Origin of the sequence: Pseudomonas fragi (assembly GCF_002269505.1) — a bacterium.
Taxonomy (GTDB): Bacteria; Pseudomonadota; Gammaproteobacteria; order Pseudomonadales; family Pseudomonadaceae; genus Aquipseudomonas; species Aquipseudomonas fragi_D.
Genome location: NZ_NQKQ01000014.1, coordinates 18,411 through 42,320, shown reverse-complemented (window position 1 = coordinate 42,320; position 23,910 = coordinate 18,411). Strand labels below are relative to the sequence as shown.

The window sequence follows — 23,910 nt, the reverse complement described above, 5'->3', positions numbered from 1 at the left end:
GTTGGCCCCGGCAGAACCGGGGCCAACCCCCTTGTCAGCGACGTCGGAACAGCGGCATCGGCTCATCGGTTGAAGACTGGTAGGTCACCGAGAAGTCCTTGAGACCTTCCAGCGCTTCATACGGGTCTTTGTCGGCACGGATGGCAAATGCGTCAAAGCCGCAGCGGTGCAGATAGAACAACTGATCGCGCAGCACATCGCCAATGGCGCGCAGTTCGCCTTTGTAACCGTAGCGGTCACGCAGCAAGCGGGCATTGGAGTAGCTGCGACCGTCGGTGAAGGCGGGGAAGTTCAGGGCAATGACCTGAAAATTAGCCACGTCCTCGCCCAGCTCTTCAGCTTCTTCGTCGCTGTCCAGCCACACGCCCAGACCGCCATCGCGGGCCTTGAGTGCGTGACCGTGCTCGCGCCACATTACCAACGGTACGATCAAGTCGTCACAGTTGGAGATTTCGTCAAAGCTGGTTTCCTTGGGCAGCAAGTGCCAGGTTTCATCAATGACCTGGTTGTTCTTAATTATTCGCTGCATAGACGCGCTCCTTGAAAGGGTCGATGCCGATACGCTGGTAGGTATCGATGAAACGCTCGTCTTCAGTACGTTTTTCAACATACACGTCGATCAGTTTTTCAATCACATCCGGCATGGCGTCCTGGGCGAACGAAGGGCCGAGAATTTTGCCCAGGCTGGCGTCACGGCTGGCACTGCCACCCAACGAAACCTGATAGAACTCGGCGCCTTTTTTATCTACACCCAGAATACCGATATGCCCGACGTGGTGGTGACCACAGGCATTCATGCAACCGGAAATGTTCAGGTCCAGTTCGCCAATGTCGAACAGGTAGTCCAGGTTTTCAAAGCGGCGCTGGATCGATTCGGCAATCGGGATCGACTTGGCGTTGGCCAGCGAGCAGAAATCACCGCCAGGGCAGCAGATCATGTCGGTCAGCAAGCCAATGTTCGGCGTGGCAAAACCGTTTTCGCGCAACTCGCCCCACATGGTGAACAGCTGGCTCTCTTCAACATCGGCCAGAATGATGTTCTGTTCATGGGAAGTGCGCAGTTGGCCAAAGCTGTAGCGGTCGGCCATGTCAGCAATGGCGTCCCACTGCTTGTCGGTCACATCGCCCGGCGCTACACCCGTAGGTTTAAGCGACAGGGTAACGGCGACATAGCCCGGCTTTTTGTGGGCCAGGGTGTTACGCACACGCCAGCGGGCGAAGCCCGGGTGCTGCTTGTCGAGTTCGGCCAGTTCGGCGCCGAAGTCGGGCAGGGCTTTGTAGTCCGGGTCGACGAAATGCTTGGCGATACGCTGCACTTCGGATTCGGTCAGGGTGTTCGAACCGCCGCGCAGGTGAACCATTTCGGCTTCGACACGCTCGGCAAACACTTCAGGCGTCAGCGCCTTGACCAGAATCTTGATCCGCGCCTTGTACTTGTTGTCACGACGGCCATAGCGGTTGTAAACCCGCAGGATGGCTTCGAGGTAGCTCAACAGGTCTTGCCACGGCAGGAACTCGTTGATGAAGGCTCCGATTACCGGGGTACGGCCCAGGCCGCCACCCACCAGTACACGGAAGCCCACTTCGCCTGCTTCGTTGAGCACCGGCTCCAGGCCAATGTCATGCACTTCGATGGCAGCACGGTCGGACGTCGAGCCGTTGATCGCGATCTTGAATTTGCGCGGCAGGTAGGCGAATTCCGGGTGGAAAGTCGTCCACTGACGCACGATTTCGCACCAAGGGCGCGAATCGATCAGTTCATCGGCAGCAACACCGGCGAACTGGTCGGTGGTGACGTTGCGCAGGCAGTTACCGCTGGTCTGAATGGCGTGCATCTGCACGGTGGCCAGTTCTTCCAGGATGTCCGGGATGTCTTCCAGCGCAGGCCAGTTGAATTGCACGTTCTGGCGGGTACTGATGTGGGCATAGCCCTTGTCATAGTCGCGAGCGATTTTGGCCATCATTCGCGCCTGACGTGAGGTCAGTTGGCCATAAGGCACGGCGACCCGCAGCATTGGGGCAAAGCGTTGAACATAAAGGCCATTTTGCAGGCGCAGGGGGCGGAACTCTTCTTCGCTCAGCTCACCTGCCAGATAGCGTCGGGTCTGATCCCGGAACTGCTTGACGCGGTCCTCGATGATCTGCTGATCGTACTCGTCATATACGTACATATAGGTCCTGTTCTCAGGCTGCTAACAGCTTATCTGCGCGCACGGCCGCGCACTCCCCAAGGAGCGGGGCACGATACCAGTTTGTAGTTATGCGCAAAAGTGATGTTTAAGCATATGCAAAGAACCAAAACGACTATAAGCGTTTGATTCTCAATCCCTTACTTGTGAGAAGGGCATAGCTGGACTTAACTGGATTAAGGACTTCAAGCAATCACCCATAAAACCGAAAAAAGGCGATGCGATGAGTACTCCAGTAAAAGTGCGTAAAAGCGACAGCAAGGTCGATGCATGGGCCATTTTCTTTCTGATCATTCTGGTGGTTGCAACTGCCGTGTTCTGGGTCAGCCACCAGTAACCCTAAACCCCGGCCAGATACACCACCAGTTTGACGATTGCGAACAGGGTCAGGGCGAAACCCACTGTAAACAGCAAGCCAACCAGCAAGAATTGGCCAGGCTTGCCGTGGGTAAAATCCCTGGCGCGGTTTTTTGCGCTTTGTACCCCGAAAGCAGCGGCCATCACGCTGTGCAGCACTTGCCAGAAAGTCGGTGGCTTGTTATTCGGATCGTCCATGATGCTCTCCAGTGCCGGTAGGCGGGATTGCTCAAGTCAAAGGATAGCCAACACGGGGCTTTTTTGAACTCCGTGCGGCATATATATACCGCCATAGGCACCGAGCCTTTCGTTGTACTGCAGCTTCCAAAGGGAGCTATCAGGAGAGGCTCAATGAGCACATGGCGCGTATCGGCAGGCCTTGGGCCGCATGCAGCATTTATCAAGGCAAAACTGCCCACCTGGATCAGACACAGTCTCACCACTGATGTCTTGCGCCTCAAGCAGGGGTTATTGGGGCGCCCTGATGCAGAGCAAGACAGGGTTGCACCCTGGTTGCGCGAGGCACTGGCTGCCAGCCAGATGCGCAGTCGTCGTGCCAACCTGACACTGGCCCGAACCCTCAAGCATTTACAAGGCATCACGCAATTTGCCGAGCCCAGGCTCAAGGATGCCTTGCGCAGCCACAGTGCGGCAGGCGTTGATATCGACGTTGATAAAAATCGCCTGTTTTACCTGCGTCGCGACCAGCCCGTGCAGCATCAAAGTCTTCTGCAAGCGGCGTTGCTCAACTTTGAAGGCAATGAAGCGTTTTCACTGCTGGTCAATGGCCAGGTCAGCGCCCTGGCGCCCGAAGGGGCGCTGGCAGTCGATAAATGGGTCCGCAGCGGCTCATCGGATAACTACTCGGATATCGCCGAAGCCCTGGTGCATGGCTCGGGCGAAGGCGTCAAGGAAATTGATCAAGGTCTGGAGAACCTGAAGCCTGTACCAGGTTTCGCCTATCGGGAAAAGCTCGACATGACCCCCGAGGTTTTTTCCCGCATCAGCCGTGCCCTGGATCTGGGGCAGCAATACCAGGACCACCTGTACGCCGTGTTCGAGGCGCCCGAAAGGGCACCCGTGGTGCGCGACCAGATGATCCGGGCGCAACAGGAACTGCTGGGCGTTCATCTGCACAGCGCTCTGATGCAAAAGGACATATCCCTGCAGGCCTACGCAATGATGCGGGCCGTGCTGGAACGTGCACCGGTGCCCTCAATGGCTGGCAAACCGGTGGTGTTCAGTCAGTTGCAGCTGTATGGCTTTACCTTGGGCGAGGTGTTGCTGATCGGGCCGTATCGCTCAACGCTGCCGGTAACCGAGTGGGCGAAAACAGGGCTGGGTTTCGATCTGCCGGTAATGCACAAGCCGGATATGGAACCTCTGCTGGTTTACATTCCAGGGGCGCCACAGGCGGTGCTCAAGGAGTACCAGTCACTCGAGGCTTTCCAGTATGAGCTTGGGCTGAATTTGCGTACCGGGCAATATCAGCAACTGTTCGCCAGCCTGGTGCCACAGGGGGATGCACCCACCTTTTTGGCACACCTGAACGACCAGCTTTATACAACCCGCCCCGATTCCACCACGGGTCAAATGCCGGTATTTGTCGATGAAGTGGACTTGAGGCTGGCTCAGCGTTATCTCGAAATCAGGCCTGCTGACCTGTTTGGTGAATTGTACCGACTGCATCTGGAACGGCTCAAAGCCAATGCCCGTTTACTCGCGGTGCCAACCGCCGATGCCGACCGCAAGTTGTTGCAGCAGCGTCTGGATTACTACTTGGGGCTGGGCATGGACGTCGTGAACATTGCCGCGTTTTTTATCCCCGGTCTGGGGGAGGTGATGATGGCGGTCATGGCTTTACAGATCGGCATGGAGGTCTATCACGGCATTGAATCCTGGGGCGTTGGCGACCTTGAAGGGGCCTGGGCGCATTGTGAGAGTGTGGCGATAAACCTGGCCGTGGCGGGTGTAATGGCGGGCGCCGGTCACAGGATCAGTAGAATCAGCGCAGACAGACTGCCCCGTTGGGCTGACCAACTGATTCCGATTACATTGCGCAATGGCCAGACCCGGCTCTGGAAACCGGACATGACGCCTTATCAATGCGACCGCGCCCTGATCGCTCCGCTTGCCCCCAATGCCCTGGGGCAATACGAAGTACAGGGCCGCCTCTATATACAAGTGGATCAGCAGGTTTACGAGCAGGCACTTGGTACGGGGCAGAGCACATGGACGGTCAAGCACCCCACGGACAACGCGGCTTATCAACCCGAACTCAAGCACAATCATGCCGGTGCCTGGCGCCTGAGCCATGAGCAACCATTGCAATGGACTCGCCCGAGCTTGCTGCGGCGGCTGGGCCATGTGACTGAAGGCTTTGATGACGCCACCCTTGGGCGGATCTGTGATATCAGCGGGGTAACCGACGATGCACTGCGCAAAACGCATATGGATGGCTGGCCACCGCCAGCGTTGTTACTCGATACCCTTGAGCTGTATTGGGTCGAGCGCAAACGGATCGACCTCAAGCCGTCGCGCAACCGTCACGCTGAGGACCTGGTGCGTATTGAATTGCAGGCCCGGTTCAGACGGTTGACTGAGTTTGGCCAACGGGCTGATCCCCATGTTGAACAGTTACAGCGCAGGTTTCCCGGGCTGTCCGTACGCATGGGTCGGGAGGTGCTAGCCCGGGCCGGTAAAAGCGATCTGGCCAAACTGCGTACTACAGGGTGGATATCGGCCGCCCTTGATAATCTGGCCCGGGTTGCTGCGCAGCAAAGCCGGTTAAATCTGGCGCTTGCGGGGCTGGACTTGCCAGGGCTGGCGTCGGCCGACAGTGAGCGTCTGGCAGAGCATTGCCTGCACTTGCCCGATGTCAGCCAAAGCCATGATCGGCGCAGAGCTGTGGGCCGCTATGCAAGATCCCATCGCAACGAAATGATTCGCGCCCTGAAAATGCGTACACCGCGCTCCAGGCCTTATCTGCAGTTACTCAATGGCCATATCGGCTATGGACTTTCGGGGCGCAGTACTGCGTCAGATGTGGACCCGTTACTGCTTGGCAGAATGCGTGATATCTACCCGAACATGAGTGATGAGGCGGCCAGCCGCTATCTGCTTGAGCGTCGCAGTGGCGGGGAGACAGCCCAGCATCTGTTCCACTTTCTGGCCAACCAGCAACGTGAACTGGAAGGCTTGCGGACCACGCTGGAAGTCTGGATGCGTGCGGGCAACGACTGGGAACGCCAACCAGTGGCTGACAGGGTAATTGCCTGCTGGCGTGCAGGTTTACAGCGTACTTCGCAGACACCAGTGTTGCTTGATTTCGGATCTGTCAGTGATTTCCCTGCACTGGACGCCGACTTCTCCCATGTTGGAGCATTAAAACTCGATGCAGATCTAATGATGAGTGAGCCTGGCGGCGGGTTTGTGAAGCGTTTCCCAAGAGTGCAACGTCTAGAGGTGAGTGATATCAGCCAGGAAAATATGGCGCTGGCCGATGCCCTGGATCAACTTGCGGGCATCACTCAGCTGTCACTTGAAGCCGAGTATCCGGGGTTCACACCGGCCTTCATAAATAGGCTCAATGGCCTGACGCAAATTGAACATCTGAGCCTGTCGGGGACTGTCCAGGCGCTGGACGTCAGTGCATGGCCCCGCCTGCGGGTGTTGCGCGTGAGCGGCAACCTGCAGCAATGGCCGCGTGGAGTGTTTGTACTTGAGCATCTGCAAACCCTCGACCTTTTTGCGACCGCGATCAAGACTCTGCCTGATGAGTTGTTTAACCAGCACCGACAGTTATGGAGAGGGTTGCGTCTTGACTGGTCAAACATGGACCCGCCGCTGGTGATCAGGGCTTTTGAGTATCTGCGTGATGAACCGGCTCACCTCAAGGATCTGCAACAGTGGTCACTGCAGTACTGCCGGGGCTGCCTGAGGCGGTTCACCCTGCAGGATGTACAGGTTGTCGAGCGGGTACTTGAACAGGCCAGGCTCAGGGAGCAGGACTTCACCGGCTTGTTCAGGCAAATCAATGCGCTGCATGAAGAATATCGGGCGCTGATGCAGGCGCTGGATACATGGACTGAGCAGACGCCATTGACCACTGAAATGTTCTTTCGCAGGCATACGGCTGACAAGATACAGCTCAGCTGGCGACTGGGTGTTGCTGCTCGACTGGGGGCAGAAGGTCCCGCCACGGGGCCGTTATGGCGTGATGCTAGCGCCGTGGTGCTGGACCTGTCGGGCGGCCTGGTGAGTGATTTGCCGCTATTGCCCGCGAGGGCGCTGGCGCATGTTGAGCATCTGAACCTGAGTAATTTAACCGTGCCCCTGGACGAGCTTGGCAGGTTTCTGGGTTCGTTTACCCATGTCCAGTCCCTGAATCTGCGACGCAACGGCCTGACATCGTTGCCCGGCGAGCTGGCAAACTTCAAGGGGCTCAAGGTGCTCGACCTGGGCTCCAACGAGTTGAGTGTCACCCCTTCAATACAGGGCTGCCTGAATCAGTTGCAGGGGCTCAGGGAACTGAATCTTGAGCGCAACCGTGTCACGTCTCTGGATGTGCGCTCCCTGTCCGGACTTGAGGTGCTGGTCCTCAAGAATACGGCCATCAGGGAGTGGCCCGACGGCGTGCTGGAGCTGAGGTTACTGCATGAACTGGACCTGAGCCGCAGTGCGGTTACCTCCGTGCCGCAGGCGGCATTGTACGGTCATGATCAGTTGATGCAGGGTACCCGCCTGGGCGGCTGTCGGCTAACCCGTGCCAGTTGCGCAGACTTGCTTGCCTATGCGTCAAGGCTGGGGCGTGACAGTGTCGGGGATATCAGCGTGCAGTTGCTGGAGGCGGGCAAAACCGGTGGCACCCCCGAGTACTACCCCCAGTCGGTAGCCGATTCGCCCGAGCTCCTTTTGCCGCGCCTGCCAGAAATTGTGCCGGGTGCAATGCAGATGACTGCGGCAGCATTTGTGCAGAGGCTCAATCCGGATTTGATGCTCAGTGAAGCAATCGCCTGTATTGATGGCTTGCAGTCCCGCGGCATGGGCGCAATCGAGGTTCAGGCCCGACTTGTCGAGTGGGCGCGAGAGCATGACGACCTGACTATTAGTCTCAATCGCTGGATTGACATACCAGGCTACAGAGAGAATGGCCGTTGGGTCAGTGCAGTCGATCGCAGGCGGGCGGCTGAGCGGATCATGCAGTGCTGGCGTCAAACGCTCAGCCCTGCGCGGGAACGGGGCGGTAATACCCTGGACTTTTCGGATCTGTGCCTGGGGGACATGCCGGCCTTGCCAGTCCAGATGGCCCATGTAACAGCGTTGAGCCTCAATGGTGTGAGGCTTACAGCTGAGGGCGCGGATGTTTTTATCGCTGATTTTCCGGCATTGAATACCTTGCGACTCAATAACAATGCACTGACAACACTGCCCGGGGCAGTCGGTTCATTAGAACGCCTGACCCGGCTTGAGGCTCGCTTCAACAGCTTCGACGACAGCGATCGTCTGCATCAACAGTTGCAGCCACTGGCGCGCCTGGAGTGGCTGGATCTGAGCCATAACCGTCTCGAGAGTTTTGACTTGAGCGGCCTGTCCCGCCTGCAAGCCCTCGATCTGAGAGGCAATCACCTGGCCCGCTGGCCCGCGCAGGTCCTCAATACGCCCACGCTCAGAACCCTGAACTTGAGCGGCAACCAGATTGAGGATATCCCCTCGCAACTGTTCACAGGGGACAACGATGTCTTGATGGCTGGAACCGATTTGACCGACAACCTGCTGACGTCTTCGGGCTATCGATCGTTACGGGATTATCTGGAGTTTTCGGGCAACGGCCTTGGTTATAGCCGTGAGGATATTGATCTTGCGTTGCAGGACAGCAATGGCTCGGACAGCACCTTTGGCGGGGAAGATGAGGACCTGGGCCAGGTATTCGGCGAGCCTGCGACGCAGCAAAAGGCCCGATGGTTCGAGGGGGTTGCGCCGGACTCGCCCAAGCATGGGGTATGGGCTGGCCTGCAGGCCCGGGAAGGCAGCGAAAGCCTGTTTTATTTGTTGAGTGAGCTGAAACACACGCGCGACTTCAGGGAAGACAGGGCCGATCTGACCAATCGGGTGTGGGAGGTTCTGCTGGCGGCAGAGTCGGATGGGCAATTGTGCAGCGATATTTTTGCCAGCGCGCGTTCGCAGTTTACCTGTGGTGATGGCAGGATTTTGCTGTTCAGCAATATCGAGGTGAAAGTGTACGAGTTCAATGTGCTCAAGTCAGCGGTGGCGGGCGAGGAGGGGCCCGCTCTGGTCAGATTGTCCAGAGGATTGTTCCGTCTGGGGCAAGTAGAAGAAATCGCCCAGGCAGCCATCAACCGGCGGCCGGAACTGGACCCGGCTGAAATTCGCATGGCTTATCGCGTCGATCTGGCAGGACGGCTGGAACTGCCCCGCCAGCCCAGGGACATGCTGTACAGAAGCGAGGCCAAAGTCACGGCGCAGGAGCTTGATGACGCCTATGACGCGGTATTGGCGGCTGAACGGACCCCCGCCTTTATGGGGCAACTGTTGATGCAGGATTATTGGCTCAGCTACTTGCGACGCCAGTATTCAGAGGATTTCCAGGTGCTTGAGCAGCGTTTTGAAGACGAACACAGAGCGCTGGAGGACCGGCACACTGATATGGGCAACGGCTATCTGCAAGAGCTTGAGGCGTTGGATGAGCGTAATCGCAATGAAGCGCGTCAGTTGCGTGAGCGGCTGACGACTGAAGAGCTTGCGGGGGTGGCTAGCCTTTAAAGAGTACGAGTGCTGCACTCAGCGGCTGCAAAAAAGAAATGTAGCAGCACCGCTCATCAGCGAATACAGATTTGCGGCCAGCAAAGGCCCGCCTTGCGGCGGGCTTCATAGCTGTCAGTTGTCATACCCAAGGTTGGGTGCCAGCCAGCGCTCGGTCACGCTCAGGTCTTGACCCTTGCGCGCCGTGTAGCTCTCTATCTGGTCCTTGTCGACTTTACCCACTGCAAAGTACTGCGCTTGCGGATGGGCGAAGTACCAACCGCTGACCGCTGCCGCCGGGAACATGGCGTAGTGCTCGGTAAGGAACACACCGCTTTTGCCCGCGCGCATTTCTTCGGCTTCTGGGTCGAGCAGTTGGAACAAGGTGCCTTTTTCGGTGTGATCCGGGCACGCCGGGTAGCCCGGAGCAGGGCGGATACCGCTGTATTGCTCCTTGATCAGCTCTTCATTGCCCAACTGTTCATCCTTGGCGTAGCCCCAGTAGTGGGTCCGCACCTGCTGGTGCAGCCACTCGGCGCAAGCCTCGGCCAAGCGGTCAGCCAGGGCCTTGACCATGATCGAGTTGTAGTCGTCGCCTGCGTCCTGATACGCCTTGGCCACTTCTTCGGCACCGATGCCGGCGGTGGTGATAAAGCCACCCACGTAGTCGGTCACGCCGCTGTCTTTCGGCGCGACAAAGTCGGCCAGGGAGAAGTTTGGCTTGCCGTCGGTCTTGATGATCTGCTGGCGCAAGTGATGCAGTTTGGCCAATGGCTGGCCATCATCACCATAGAGTTCCAGATCATCATCATTGACCTGGTTGGCTGGCCAGAAGCCAAACACCGCACGGGCGCTGATCAATTTCTCGTCGATCAGTTTTTTCAGCATTTCCTGGGCATCAGCGTACAGCGCCGTGGCTGCTTCACCGACCACTTCGTCGGTAAGGATGCGTGGGAACTTGCCTGCCAGGTCCCAGGAAATAAAGAACGGTGTCCAGTCGATGTATTCGGCCAGTACCTTGAGGTCGATATTGTCCAGCACCTTGGCGCCGGTAAAGGTCGGTTTCACCGGCTGGTAGCTGGCCCAGTCGAACTGCGGCTTTTTGGCGATCGATGCCGGGTAGCTCAGGCGTTCGGTGCGGGCACTGCGGTTGGCGGTGCGCTCACGGACTTCAACGTACTCTTCGCGGGTTTTCTGAACAAAGGCCGGTTTCAGTTCCTTGGACAGCAACTGTGTGGCCACGCCCACGGCGCGGGAGGCGTCGGTGACGTAGATCACGGCATCGTTCTGGTACTTGGGTTCGATCTTGACCGCAGTGTGCGCCTTGGACGTAGTCGCACCGCCGATCATCAGTGGCAGATGGAAGTTCTGACGCTGCATCTCGCGGGCAACATGGACCATTTCATCCAGCGACGGCGTGATCAGTCCGGAAAGACCGATGATGTCGCACTTCTGCTCCTTGGCCACCTGGAGGATTTTCTCCGCGGGCACCATCACGCCAAGGTCGACAATGTCGTAGCCGTTACAGCCCAGCACCACGCCAACGATGTTCTTGCCGATATCGTGCACGTCGCCCTTGACCGTGGCCATCAGGATCTTGCCCTTGGCTTCTGGCTTGTCGCCTTTTTCCAGTTCGATAAACGGGATCAGGTGAGCAACTGCCTGTTTCATCACGCGGGCAGATTTGACCACCTGCGGCAGGAACATTTTACCTGCGCCAAACAGGTCGCCGACGATGTTCATGCCCGACATCAGCGGGCCTTCGATCACTTCGATCGGGCGCTTGAAGGACTGGCGCGACTCTTCGGTGTCTTCAACGATATGGGTGGTGATGCCCTTGACCAGCGCATGCTCCAGACGCTTGTTGACGTCCCAGCTGCGCCACTCTTCGGTTTCGGCTTCCTTGACGCTGCCATCACCCTTGTACTTGTCGGCAATGGCCAGCAGGTTGTCGGTGGCGTCCGGGGTGCGGTTAAGCACCACGTCTTCCACGGCATCGCGCAGCTCGGCGGGAATCTGGTCGTAGATCTCCAGTTGGCCGGCGTTGACGATGCCCATGGTCAGGCCATTGCGGATCGCGTAGAGCAGAAACACCGAGTGGATGGCTTCACGCACCGGGTTGTTGCCACGGAACGAGAACGACACGTTGGATACGCCCCCGGACGTCAGGGCATAGGGCAGTTCGTCGCGGATATAGGCACAGGCGTTGATAAAGTCCACAGCGTAGTTGTTGTGTTCTTCAATGCCGGTAGCTACGGCGAAGATGTTCGGGTCGAAGATGATGTCTTCTGGCGGGAAGCCCACATCGTTGACCAGAATGTCGTAGGAGCGTTTGCAGATTTCCTTTTTACGCGCTTCGGTATCGGCCTGGCCGGCTTCGTCGAAGGCCATCACCACCACCGCGGCGCCATAGCGCTTGCACAGTTTTGCGTGATGAATGAACTGCTCGACGCCTTCTTTCATGCTGATCGAGTTGACGATGCCCTTGCCCTGGATGCACTTGAGGCCCGCTTCGATCACTTCCCACTTGGAGGAGTCGATCATGATGGGTACACGGGAGATATCAGGCTCGCCGGCGATCAGGTTGAGGAAGGTGACCATCGCCTTCTTCGAATCCAGCATGCCCTCGTCCATGTTGATGTCGATGATCTGCGCACCGGCTTCAACCTGTTGCAAGGCCACTTCCAGGGCTTCGGTGTAGTTGTCTTCGCGGATCAGGCGGGCAAAGCGGGCAGAGCCGGTGATGTTGGTGCGTTCACCGACGTTGACGAACAGCGAACTGCGGTCGATGGTGAATGGTTCCAGCCCGGAAAGACGGCAGGCCTTTGGAATGTCCGGGATCTGGCGTGGCGCATAACCGGCCACGGCGTTGGCGATGGCCTGGATATGCCCCGGCGTGGTGCCGCAGCAGCCACCGACGATGTTGAGGAAGCCGCTTTGGGCGAATTCTTCAATGACCTTGGCGGTTTCGGACGGCAGTTCGTCGTACTCGCCGAATTCGTTGGGCAGACCCGCGTTCGGGTGAGCCGAGACGTAGGTGCCGGCCTTGTTCGACAGTTCTTCGAGGTACGGGCGCAGCTCGCTGGCGCCCAGGGCGCAGTTCAGGCCCACGGAAATCGGTTTGGCGTGCGCTACGGAGTTCCAGAACGCTTCGGTGGTCTGGCCCGACAGGGTGCGGCCGGAGGCGTCGGTGATGGTGCCGGAAATCATGATCGGCAACTCGACACCCAACTCTTCGAATACGCCCTGTACGGCGAAGATCGCAGCCTTGGCGTTGAGGGTGTCGAAAATGGTTTCGATCAGGATCAGATCGGCGCCGCCTTCGATCAGGCCTTTAGTGGCCTCGGTGTAGTTTTCCACCAGTTCATCGAAGGTCACGTTGCGGTAGCCGGGGTTGTTAACGTCTGGCGACAGCGAGCAGGTACGGCTGGTAGGGCCGAGCACCCCCGCGACGAAACGCGGTTTGTCCGGGGTTTCCAGTGTCTTGGCATCGGCCACCTTGCGCGCAAGGCGAGCGCCTTCTACGTTTAGCTCGTAAGCCAGTGCCTGCATGCCGTAGTCGGCTTGCGATACCTGAGTCGCGTTGAAGGTGTTGGTTTCGAGAATATCGGCGCCGGCATCCAGATAGGCCTTTTCAATCGAGCCGATCACGTCGGGGCGGGTGAGCACCAGAAGGTCGTTGTTACCCTTGACGTCGCTCGGCCAGTCGGCGAAGCGTGTGCCACGATAGTCGTGTTCCTCTAGACGGTAGCTTTGGATCATAGTGCCCATGCCGCCATCGAGAATCAGAATGCGCTCTTTGAGGGCTTGCTGAAGTGCTTGGAGACGAGCGCTGCGGTCAGACATAGGACTACCTGTTAGAGCCATGCAAAAGATGCGAAATCATAACAAACCTGCGTGGGATTTGAGCGTCTGCTGATTTACATGAATTTGATTCATGTTGCGGCCTTTGTTCGACGGGTAGAATCGCGACATATTTTTGATATCAGGACAATGGCACATGTTTTTTCGCCTACTCACCAGCGCCGTGACGCTGGTGGTGTGCAGTACAGCGTTGGCACAGACCCCGTTGGTCAGCCCGGCTATTTCCTACACCAGGGACATCCAGCCGATCCTCACCGAAAAATGCGTTGCCTGCCACGCCTGCAATGATGCGGCCTGCCAGCTCAACCTGGGGAGCGCGGAGGGCGCTACCCGTGGTGCCAGTAAAGTCCCGGTATATAAAGGGGACCGTGTAGATGCCGTCGCCCCGACGCGGATTTTCTACGATGCCAGCGGCCCCAATGAATGGCGCAACAAGGGTTTTTACTCGGTTCTCGACGCTCAAGGCGCGCAAGCAGCCCTGATGGCGCGCATGCTGGAACTTGGGCACAGCACGCCGCTGACTCCCAACGCCAAGTTGCCCGAAGAAATCGTCCTGGGCCTGAACCGCGAAAACGTCTGCCCGGCGCCCGGCGAGTTCAATGCCTATGCCCAGAGCCATCCCAAAGAGGGTATGCCGCTGGCCGTCACCGGGCTGACCGACCAGCAATACAGCACCGTGCAGACCTGGCTGGCCCAGGGGGCAAAAGTTGATCAGAACGCGATCAAGCCCACAGCGGTCGAGGCGGCGCAGATTGCCGAGTGGGAAGAGCTGTTCAACCGTCCGGGTTCCACCGAAGCGCTGGTGGCGCGCTGGTTGTACGAGCACCTGTTCCTGGCCCATACCTATTTTGACAATGGTGTGCCGGGGCATTACTTCCAGTGGGTGCGCTCGCGCACGCCCAGCGGGCAACCTGTGGACCTGATCGCCACACGCCGCCCCAACGATGACCCGGGCACGGCGTTTTACTATCGTTTGCAGCCGGTGCAGGGCGTGATTGTGCATAAAACCCACATCACCTACCCAATGGGTGCGCACAAACTGGCGCGGGTCAAACAGCTGTTCTACAGCGGCGACTGGCATGCCACCAGACTGCCTGGCTACGGGCCACGCGGGCGTGCCAACCCATTTGAGACCTTTGAAGCCATTCCTGCAGTGGCGCGCTATCAGTTTATGCTCGATAACGCTGAATACTTCGTGCGCACCTTTATCCGTGGCCCGGTTTGCCGCGGTCAAATTGCCACTGATGTAATTCGTGATAACTTCTGGACCGTGTTCCAGGAACCGGCCCGTGACCGTTATGTCACCGATGCGGTTTATCGCGGTGTAGCAACCCCATTGCTGGCGATGCCCGGCCAGATCGACGACGTTGGCAGCGTTATTTCGCTGTGGCACAACTACCGTGACAAGCGCAACGACTATGAAAAACTGCGGCAAAAGGCTTATGCCGAGATGCCGCCGCCGAGCTGGTCGACCCTGTGGGCGGGCAACGACAACGCCTTGCTCACGGTCTTCCGTCACTTTGACAGCGCCAGTGTGAGCAAGGGCCTGATCGGTGATATCCCGCAAACCCTGTGGCTGTTCGACTACCCGTTGCTGGAGCGCACCTACTACCAGTTGGCAGTCAACTTCGACGTATTCGGCAATGTCTCGCACCAGGCTCAGACGCGTCTGTACTTTGACTTGATCCGCAATGGTGCTGAAGTCAACTTCCTGCGCCTGATGCCCGCCGATTCCAGGGCGTCGATCCTCAGCGACTGGTATCAGAACAGCGGCAAGCTGAAGATGTGGATGGACTACCAGAAAATCGACACAGACACCCCGACCGGCATGAAGCTCGACCCGGCCGATCCCAAACGTGACTTCGCCCTCAAGCTGATTGAGCGCACCGGCACCCTGAATGCGCGCCCCGACCCTATCAACCGCTGCTCGGGTGCCTACTGCTCACGGCCCGATATTGCGCAGGAATTCAGATACGCCGAGCAAGCGCTCAGCCGTTTGACCTCGCGGCCTGCTGCCGGGCTGGATGTGATCAATCAATTGCCTGAAGCCACCATGCTGCGTATCGAAGGTGCAGACGGCAAGCGCGAGATGTACAGCATGTTGCGCAACCGTGCGCACACCAACGTGGCCTTTATGCTGGGCGAGGAATACCGCCTGGAGCCGGGGCTGGACACCTTGACCATCTACCCGGGAGTGCTGAGCAGCTACCCCAACTTCATGTTCAATATCCCTGCAGGCCAGGTCGAAACCTTTGTCGAGGCCATGGAGCAATGCAAGGATCAGGCAACATTTGACCGCATCGTCGAGCGGTGGGGGATCCGCCGCAGTCACCCGCAGTTTTGGCAGTACTTCCATGATATAGGCCAGTACATCCATGAAACCGACCCGGTTGAAGCGGGCGTACTGGACATGAACCGCTACGAAAACCTGTAAAGGGGCGGTTGAAATTGAACGAATGGGACGCAGCTTTCCTGACAAAAACACTAGGACTTTGTCAGGCGCGCCGATTGGCGTAAACTGCGTCACATGTCTGCGAGGAGATTCCATGAGCGCCATAACGATTACCGACGCTGCCCACGATTACCTGGCTGATCTGCTGTCCAAGCAGAACACCCCGGGTATCGGTATCCGCGTTTTTATCACCCAACCCGGTACTCAGTACGCTGAAACCTGCATTGCTTATTGCAAGCCGGCTGAAGTCAAACCTGAAGACACCGCCATTGGCCTGAAAAGCTTCACGGCCTGGATCGATTCGTTCAGCGAACCGTTCCTGGACGATGCCGTGGTGGACTACGCCACCGATCGCATGGGTGGTCAGCTGACCATCAAGGCGCCAAACGCCAAAGTGCCGATGGTCAACGCCGACAGCCCGATCAACGAGCGCATCAACTACTACCTGCAAACCGAGATCAACCCCGGTTTGGCCAGCCACGGTGGTCAGGTCAGCCTGATTGAAGTGGTTGAAGACGGTATCGCGGTGCTCAAGTTCGGTGGCGGTTGCCAGGGCTGTGGCCAGGCAGACGTGACCTTGCGCGAAGGTATCGAGCGCACTCTGCTTGAGCGTGTGCCGGAGCTTAAAGGCGTACGTGACGTGACAGACCACTCGCAGAAAGAAAACGCCTACTACTGATTAATCAGTAACAGGGTGTTCGCTGCGAAGCTGAAGAAAAAACGGTGCCCCGTGAGCACCGTTTTTTTATGCCTGTCGATTATGGCGCGAGGTTTGTAGTCGCTGCCGAAGGCTGCGAAGGGTTGCGGAGCATGCCGTATTCTGGAATTACCCAAGTCCGCTTCGCAGCCTTCGGCAGCGACTACAGTTTTGTAATCCCGCAGGCGCTGCGGTCTGTCAGGTAAGCCACAGCGAATCCATCGCGAGCAAGCCCGCTTCCACAAACAAGCGTTCTCCCGCAAGGAAAGGTGGCGTTCAAGGCCGATACAAATGCGCATGCCCGGCACGGTACAGCGACGAATCGGCAAAACTGTCACTGGCCAGCACCCGGCCCACCAGAATCAGCGCGGTACGCCTGAAGCCCTTGGCCTGGACCTTGACAGCGATGTCCGCCAGGGTCCCTTGCACCCAGTCCTGATCCGGCCAGCTTGCGCGATGAATCACCGCAATCGGGCAGTCGCTGCCGTAATGCGGGGTCAGTTCGGCCACGATACTCTCGAGGTTCTTCACCCCCAGGTGAATGGCCATGGTCGCCTTGTGTTGCGCCAGGCTGGCCAGCTCTTCACCGGCAGGCATCACGGTTTTTTCCGCGTAACGTGTCAGAATTACCGTCTGCGAGATGTCCGGCAAGGTCAATTCAGCCCCCAGAATCGCCGCGCAGGCGGCAGTGGCCGTCACTCCGGGGATAATTTCAAAGGCAATCCCCAGCTCGCGCAAACAGCGGATCTGCTCGCCAATCGCGCCGTACAGGCTCGGGTCGCCGGAATGCACGCGCGCCACGTCCTGGCCCTTGGCATCAGCGGCCCTGATCAGGTTGATGATCTGCTCCAGATGCAGCTCGGCGCTATTAATGACCTGCTCGGCCCGGTGGCCATCCAGCACCGCTTGCGGCACCAGTGAGCCGGCGTAAATGATCACCGGGCAACTGCGAATCAGGCGCTGGCCCTTGACGGTAATCAGCTCTGGATCGCCGGGCCCGGCGCCGATGAAATAAACGGTCATGGCAGTCTCTTGAAAAGGTCGAGATAGAGCTGTTCGTGAACAACGCTCATAGTGAGGCAGGGGATTATCGCGGGTTTTACCCGGCACAGGCCAACGCAAAGGTCGCCACGGACGATTTTTTACGCGTGATCAACAGCTTGGCCGGTGCCCCGGACAAGTGCGCGGCCAGGGCCAGGGCAGCGCTTTCGGCAATGCCGGAACAGCCGGTTTGGGTCAGCGCGATAGCCGAGCGATGGCTGAGTAGTGGCGCAAATTCGGCCATTTGTGCCGCGCTGAACACTTCAAGTTCGAGGTTTAGCCGGGTGGCAAGTTGCAGCAGTCCGGGTTCGTGGCGTTTCAGGTCAATGCTGGCCAGGCCGCGGATTGCACTCAGTGCGATGCCGGCCTGGCTCAGGGAGTCTTCGATCAATGCCAGCAGTTCCTGCGCGCTACAACCCCGGCGACAGCCCAGGCCAATCACCAGGCTTGGCGCTGTGCCGGTTGTCGTCATGCCGAGTACTGGCCATCAGCCTTGCGGCGGAACAGCCAGGCGCTGATCACGCCCAGTGCCAGCCAGAAAGCCAGGTTGGTCAGTTGCGCGGCAATTTTGAACTGCGACTCCAGCGCTTCGGGTGCCAGGCTGGAGTGCACCAGTGGCTGCGGCGCACCGAAAATATGCGGCACTATCAGAATCGCTACACCCAGCACCTTGAGCGCCCAATGCTTGCCAAACACCAGCAAGGCAATGCCCACGGCCGTAGAGGCCGCAGTGCTGACCCACCAGAGCTGACGTTGCAGCAAATCTGCTGCAGCCGTGCCCGGCAGTTCGGGCGGCAAACCCATCGTCGGTGCCAGGCAGAACACGGCATAGCCAGCCAGGCCCCAGAGCAGACCCTGGGAGGTCCGCGCCGGTGCGCGCAGGGTGTACAGGCCCGCCAGCATCAGGGCAAAACCGACCGCGACCACCAGATTGCCACCAGTGGTGGACAGCACGCGCTGCCAGCCATCTTCCGGCTCCCAGGCCTCGGCGTCGTGCTCATGCGCAGGCATGGCCATGTCGGCATGTTCGTGCACTTGGGTAGCGGCAGGTTTTTCGTAGGTTTCGGCCTGAAGAATCAACGGCGCAACCCAAAAGCTTTGCAGCAGGGTCAGCAGCAGGGCGGCCAGCAGGCCGGTAAAGCCAGCCGTTTGAGCGATACGCTTAATCATGGCAGGCAATCTCAATGGCACGGAAAGGCGGAGCTGTGACGGGTGTCATGCGCTGCGTTGTGAACAGCGTCAATATGCGAAAAACCGGCGAAATAGACGAGCAAAGCGCCCAGTACGGCAGCGCCGACAGCGGCCACGATACGTTGGCTTTGGGTGGTGGTACTCGCGGCGGATTGGGTACGGCTGGTGCTGATGGACATGGCGCTTGCCTCGGGTCGGACGACGGGCAGCAAAGCGCAAGAAAACCCCGCGAACGAAGCTCGCAGGGTTTAACAGCGCCCGCCCACCGCGGGTTTGTTATTCGAAATAACCAGGCCGGTCTCCGGGCTTGCGAGGGGCTCATGGGCTGAGCCTGCAAACATCTCCTTCCCATGCCAGTGGCACAGTGGACGTGATGTTTCTCTCGCTTACCGTTGCGGGGGCAGCGCCGGACTTGTCAGGGCGAAAGCCTGACGCACCGGTTTCCCGTTTCACCCTGTGAAGGGCACCTGATACAAGATGTGTAGGAAACCACAGCCCGCGAGAAGCGTCAATTCAGGGAACAGTTACAGATCATGCATTGATCAGCATGCTTTTGACTTTGGCACGCAACTGGTCAATGGAGAAGGGCTTGCCGATCACCTCCATGCCTTGTGCAACCTCAAGGGTTTCGGCGTAGCCGCTGGCAAACAGCACAGGCAATGTCTGGCGCAGTTCCCGGGCCCTGGTTGCCAGGGTGCGACCGTCCATGCCCGGCAGGCCAACGTCGGTCATCAGCAGGTCAATGTTGCGGGCTGTGTCCTCAAGCAGTTCCAGGGCGCGCTCGCTGCCATCGGCTTCAAGCACGCTGAACTCCAGTTCTTGCAAGACGTCAACGATCAGCATACGAACAATGGCGTCGTCTTCGACCACAAGGATGGTGGAGGGTGTTGCGGACATAATCATGATCTCGATAAAAATTTATGCGCGGTTCTCACAGACAACAAGGATAGCCTTCACCTGCATCTGTATGTGTTTAAAAGCGTACAAAAAGGTAAGAAAATAGAACTATTGCTCGATAATACGGCAAACTCCAATTTTTTTTATGACTTTCACGGGCCTGAAAATGAACTCACCTGCATCAATCGACGAGCGAAGCTTTCGCAAGCTCCTGAGTCGCAACGTCGGTTTGCCGCTGGCCGTCGGTGCGCTCAGTGCTGCCCTGTTTGTGGTTATGGTCAGCTATTTGCTGTCGGTAATCCGCTGGGTTGAGCACAGTGACCGGGTCATCAGCAATGCTAACGAAGCGGTGCGGTTGACGGTCGACCTGGAAACCGGCATGCGCGGTTTCCTGATCACTGGTGATGAGCATTTCCTCGACCCTTATGCGGTCGCCAAGCCGCAAATCAATGTGCAATTGAAAGGTTTGCAGGAGCTGGTCAGCGATAACCCGCAGCAGATTGACCGCCTCAAACGTCTTGAGGCACTGCAGGATGAGTGGAACACCTACGCACAATCGATGGTCGAGCTGCGCCGTCAGGACGGCGACTACCGCTCAGCGGTGCAAGCTGGCCGGGGCAAGCGCCTGAGTGATGAGATACGCAAGGAATATGACGACTTCATTCAAATGGAGCAGCAACTGCGGGTGGCGCGCAGCGAAGATGTCAGCCGTACCACGGTTATCAGTATTGCCTTGTACCTGTGTTTTGTACTGGGGCTGGGCGGTTTCTTGGCGTATATCGGTCGCCGCGATTTGCTTGAACTTTCAAAGAGTTACAACAATGCTTTCGAGTCGCAGATCAAGACTGCGCAGCGCCTTGAGCAGCAGGCCTGGTTGCGCAACGGCCAGACTGAGCTGGCCGAACAGGTGTTGGGCCGACTGACCCTGAACATGCTGGGGCGCAATATCCTGCAGTTCTGCGCCCAGTATCTGGGGTCGGTGGTGGCGGCAGTTTATGTGCGTGAAGACCACGGTGGCCTCAAGCGCGTCGCCAGCTACGGTTTCTCCTGTGAGCAAGAAGCGCAAGATCAACTGATCCACAACGACGAAGGCATCGTGGGGCAAGCCGCACAGCAAGACCAACTGATTCGTCTCGATAACGTGCCAGCCGACTACAGCCTCAAGGTAACCTCCGGGCTGGGTCAGGGCAGCCCGCACAGTGTGCTGGTGATCCCCACCAGTGATGATGATCGGGTAAACGGTGTGATCGAACTGGGCTTTCTGCGCCCGTTGAACGAGCGTGATATCGAGTTGTTTGAACTGATTTCTGACAATATCGGCACCTCGATCGAAGCGGCCCGTTATCGTCAGCGCCTGCAAGAGGTGCTGGCCGAAACCCAGCAGCTCAATGAGGAGCTGCAAGTCCAGCAGGAAGAACTGAAAACCGCCAACGAAGAGCTCGAAGAGCAGTCGCGCATTCTCAAAGAGTCGCAGACCAGCCTCGAAACCCAGCAGGCCGAGCTTGAGCAGACCAACGAAGAGCTGGCAGGCCAGCGCGACGCCATGGACCGTAAAAACACCGAGCTGAATCGGGTGCAGATCCAGCTCGAAGACCGTGCCGATGAGCTGCAGCGCTCCAGCAAGTACAAGTCGGAGTTCCTCGCCAACATGTCCCACGAGCTGCGCACCCCGCTGAACAGTTCGCTGATCCTGGCCAAGCTGTTGTCCGAGAACCCGCAGCAGAACCTCAGCGCGGAACAGGTCAAGTTTGCCGAGTCGATTTACTCAGCGGGCAATGACTTGCTCAATCTGATCAACGACATTCTGGATATCTCCAAGGTCGAAGCCGGCAAGCTTGAAGTACGCCCCGAGAACACCAGCGTCGGACGCGTGGTTGAAGGGTTGCGCGGGATGTTTCAGCCACTGGCGGGGGAAAAATCCCTGGGCTTTGACGTGCAGTTGCAGCCTGGCACCCCGTCGATGATCTACACCGACAGCCAGCGCCTGGAGCAGATTCTCAAAAACCTGCTGTCGAATGCGGTCAAATTCACGGAGAAAGGCCAGGTCAGCCTTGTGGTGTCCCGTCAGCCGGGCGAAGGCATTGCCTTTACCGTGAGCGACTCCGGAATCGGCATTGCCCCGGATCAACAGGACAGCATTTTCGAAGCCTTCCGCCAGGCCGATGGCACCACCAATCGGCGTTACGGCGGCACCGGCCTGGGCCTGTCGATCTCCCGCGATCTGGCCACCTTGCTGGGCGGGACGATCAATGTCAGCAGTGAACCGGGGCAGGGCAGCATCTTTACGCTGGTGTTGCCGGAGCACTATGTCGAGTCCGTCGAAGAGCTCGCCCAGATGCCTGCCAGCCCCGCGCCGCGAGTGGCGCAAGTGCCTTCACGGGTGGTAGCGGTGCCTGCTGTTGTGCCGACTGAGCCAATCGCACGCTTTATGGATGACCGTGAACAGGCACCGTTCACCACGCGCTGCATCCTGGTAATTGAAGATGAGCCTAACTTTGCGCACATCCTCTTCGATCTGGCGCATGAGCTGGGTTATCGCTGCCTGGTGGCCCACGGTGCCGACGAAGGCTTCGGCCTCGCGGCGCAGTTTATTCCCGACGCCATCCTGCTCGACATGCGCCTGCCCGATCACTCGGGGTTAACTGTGCTGCAGCGCCTCAAGGCGCTGGCGCCGACCCGGCATATCCCGGTTCACGTAATTTCTGTGGAGGACCGTGTCGAGGCCGCAATGCATATGGGCGCGGTGGGCTATGCGGTCAAGCCGACCACCCGTGAAGAGCTGAAAAACGTCTTCGCCCGCCTTGAAGCCAAGCTGACCCAGAAGGTCAAGCGTGTGCTGCTGGTGGAGGACGACGACCTGCAGCGCGACAGCATTGCCCGCCTGATCGGCGACGATGACATCGAAATCACCGCTGTGGGTTTCGCCCAGGAAGCGCTGGACCTGCTGCGCAGCAATATTTACGACTGCATGATTATCGACCTCAAGCTGCCGGACATGCTCGGCAACGATTTGCTCAAGCGCATGTCCACCGAGGATATCTGCTCGTTCCCGCCGGTGATCGTTTACACCGGGCGCAACCTGACCCGTGATGAAGAGGCCGAACTGCGCAAGTATTCGCGCTCGATCATCATCAAAGGCGCCCGCTCGCCGGAACGTTTGCTCGATGAAGTGACATTATTTCTGCACAAAGTTGAATCTCAGTTGTCCCATGAGCGGCAAACGATGCTCAAGACCGCCCGCAGCCGCGACAAGGTCTTTGAGGGGCGCAAGATTCTGCTGGTGGATGACGATGTACGTAACATCTTTGCCCTGACCAGCGCGCTGGAACAAAAGGGTGCCATCGTGGTGATCGGCCGTAATGGCCGTGAAGCCATCGAGCGCCTCGATGAAGTTGAAGACATCGACCTGGTGTTGATGGACGTGATGATGCCGGAGATGGATGGCTACGAGGCTACCGTCGAAATTCGCAAGAATCCGCGCTGGCGCAAGCTGCCGATTATTGCGGTCACGGCCAAGGCAATGAAGGACGATCAGGAGCGTTGCCTGCAGGCAGGCTCCAATGATTACCTGGCCAAACCTATCGATCTGGACCGACTGTTTTCGTTGATCCGGGTCTGGCTACCGAAAATGGAACGACTCTAAGTGCAACGAAACACCGATATCGAGTTACGTTTGCTGATTGAAGCGATCTATCTCAAATACAGTTATGACTTTCGCGATTATTCCGGGGCTTCGATCAAGCGCCGGGTCAATCATGCGCTGCGTCAGTTCGACTGCAATACCATCTCGGCCCTGCAGGAGCGCATCCTGCATGACCCGTCGGCTTTCATGCAGTTGTTGCAGTTCCTGACCATTCCGGTGAGCGAGATGTTTCGCGACCCGGAGCACTTCCTGGCCATTCGCCAGGAGGTGGTGCCGATCCTCAAGACTTACCCGTCGCTGAAGATCTGGATTGCGGGCTGCAGTACCGGCGAGGAGGTCTACTCCATGGCCATCCTGTTGCGCGAGGAAGGCCTGCTCGATCGCACCATCATCTACGCCACCGATATCAATCCGCGCTCTCTGGAAAAAGCCAAACAGGGGATTTTTTCCCTGGAGAACATCCGCGCCTATACCCATAACTACCAGAAGGCCGGTGGTCAGCGCTCGTTTGCCGATTACTACACCGCCGCCTACGACTACGCGATTTTTGACAAGAGCCTGCGTGAGAACGTGACCTTTGCCGATCACAGCCTGGCGACCGATAGCGTGTTCTCAGAAACGAATTTAATTTCGTGTCGTAATGTACTGATTTACTTCAATAAAGATTTGCAAAACAGAGCCTTTGGCCTGTTTCACGAGTCGCTGTGCCACCGTGGTTTTCTGATGCTGGGCAGCAAGGAAACCCTGGATTTTTCTGATTACAGCAAACAGTTCACCCCGGTGCTCAAGCAAGAACGGATTTACCGCAAGTTATGAC

The 23,910-nt window shown here is 58.1% G+C and carries 14 protein-coding genes and 1 riboswitch; of the genes, 5 read left to right on the top strand and 9 right to left on the bottom strand.

Translation table 11 applies throughout. The annotated features are described in order from the left end of the window. Nucleotides 1-34 precede the first annotated feature (34 nt). The 3 genes from CJU81_RS13905 to CJU81_RS13895 form a co-directional block, all read right to left on the bottom strand. Nucleotides 35-529: a DUF934 domain-containing protein gene (locus CJU81_RS13905; protein ID WP_095000404.1), complete on the bottom strand. Its 495-nt coding sequence runs from the start codon at nt 527-529 to the stop codon at nt 35-37. After that, a complete protein-coding gene (locus CJU81_RS13900) occupies nt 513-2,171 on the bottom strand; it encodes a nitrite/sulfite reductase (RefSeq protein WP_095037107.1) in 1,659 nt (552 codons plus the stop codon). Before CJU81_RS13900 ends, CJU81_RS13905 begins: the two co-directional genes overlap by 17 nt. 357 nt (nt 2,172-2,528) lie before the next feature. Further along, nucleotides 2,529-2,744 (bottom strand): DUF2970 domain-containing protein, encoded by a 216-nt coding sequence (locus CJU81_RS13895; protein ID WP_095037106.1) that lies wholly within the window; start codon nt 2,742-2,744, stop codon nt 2,529-2,531. A 153-nt stretch (nt 2,745-2,897) separates the two neighbouring features. Between CJU81_RS13895 and CJU81_RS13890 the strand changes: the two genes are divergently transcribed. Beyond that, nucleotides 2,898-9,329 (top strand): NEL-type E3 ubiquitin ligase domain-containing protein, encoded by a 6,432-nt coding sequence (locus CJU81_RS13890; protein ID WP_095037105.1) that lies wholly within the window; start codon nt 2,898-2,900, stop codon nt 9,327-9,329. Nucleotides 9,330-9,443: 114 nt separating this feature from the next. On the opposite strand, the gene metH is transcribed toward CJU81_RS13890, so the two are convergent. Then, complete coding sequence (gene metH, locus CJU81_RS13885) at nt 9,444-13,154, bottom strand: methionine synthase (RefSeq protein ID WP_095037104.1); 3,711 nt, start codon at nt 13,152-13,154, stop codon at nt 9,444-9,446. A 154-nt stretch (nt 13,155-13,308) separates the two neighbouring features. On the opposite strand from metH, the gene CJU81_RS13880 reads away from it, so the two are divergent. Together CJU81_RS13880 and nfuA are read left to right on the top strand one after the other, a co-directional pair. Then, complete coding sequence (locus CJU81_RS13880) at nt 13,309-15,606, top strand: fatty acid cis/trans isomerase (protein ID WP_095037103.1); 2,298 nt, start codon at nt 13,309-13,311, stop codon at nt 15,604-15,606. A gap of 112 nt (nt 15,607-15,718) precedes the next feature. Then, nucleotides 15,719-16,303, top strand: a complete 585-nt coding sequence (gene nfuA / locus CJU81_RS13875; protein ID WP_016781101.1) for a Fe-S biogenesis protein NfuA — start codon at nt 15,719-15,721, stop codon at nt 16,301-16,303. A 294-nt stretch (nt 16,304-16,597) separates the two neighbouring features. On the opposite strand, the gene cobM is transcribed toward nfuA, so the two are convergent. The 5 genes from cobM to CJU81_RS13850 form a co-directional block, all read right to left on the bottom strand. Then, entirely contained in the window at nt 16,598-17,344 is a 747-nt protein-coding gene (gene cobM / locus CJU81_RS13870; protein WP_095037102.1) for a precorrin-4 C(11)-methyltransferase, read from the bottom strand. A gap of 76 nt (nt 17,345-17,420) precedes the next feature. Continuing rightward, entirely contained in the window at nt 17,421-17,834 is a 414-nt protein-coding gene (locus CJU81_RS13865; protein WP_095037101.1) for a cobalamin biosynthesis protein, read from the bottom strand. Continuing rightward, nucleotides 17,831-18,532 carry a CbtA family protein gene (locus CJU81_RS13860; RefSeq protein ID WP_095037100.1) on the bottom strand — a complete coding sequence of 234 codons (702 nt, stop codon included), beginning with the start codon at nt 18,530-18,532 and terminating at the stop codon, nt 17,831-17,833. Before CJU81_RS13860 ends, CJU81_RS13865 begins: the two co-directional genes overlap by 4 nt. An 11-nt stretch (nt 18,533-18,543) precedes the next feature. Then, the gene (locus CJU81_RS13855; protein WP_095037099.1) at nt 18,544-18,732 is read right to left on the bottom strand and encodes a CbtB domain-containing protein; all 189 of its coding nucleotides are present in this window, start codon (nt 18,730-18,732) and stop codon (nt 18,544-18,546) included. Nucleotides 18,733-18,828: 96 nt separating this feature from the next. Beyond that, nucleotides 18,829-19,039, bottom strand: a riboswitch (cobalamin riboswitch). A gap of 45 nt (nt 19,040-19,084) precedes the next feature. Beyond that, nucleotides 19,085-19,450 (bottom strand): response regulator, encoded by a 366-nt coding sequence (locus CJU81_RS13850; protein WP_095037098.1) that lies wholly within the window; start codon nt 19,448-19,450, stop codon nt 19,085-19,087. 166 nt (nt 19,451-19,616) lie between these two features. Here CJU81_RS13850 and CJU81_RS13845 point away from each other — a divergent pair, with 166 nt between their 5' ends. Together CJU81_RS13845 and CJU81_RS13840 are read left to right on the top strand one after the other, a co-directional pair. Then, complete coding sequence (locus tag CJU81_RS13845; protein ID WP_095037173.1) at nt 19,617-23,093, top strand: response regulator; 3,477 nt, start codon at nt 19,617-19,619, stop codon at nt 23,091-23,093. Continuing rightward, nucleotides 23,094-23,909 (top strand): CheR family methyltransferase, encoded by an 816-nt coding sequence (locus CJU81_RS13840; protein WP_095037097.1) that lies wholly within the window; start codon nt 23,094-23,096, stop codon nt 23,907-23,909. The last annotated feature ends 1 nt before the right edge of the window (nt 23,910 follow it).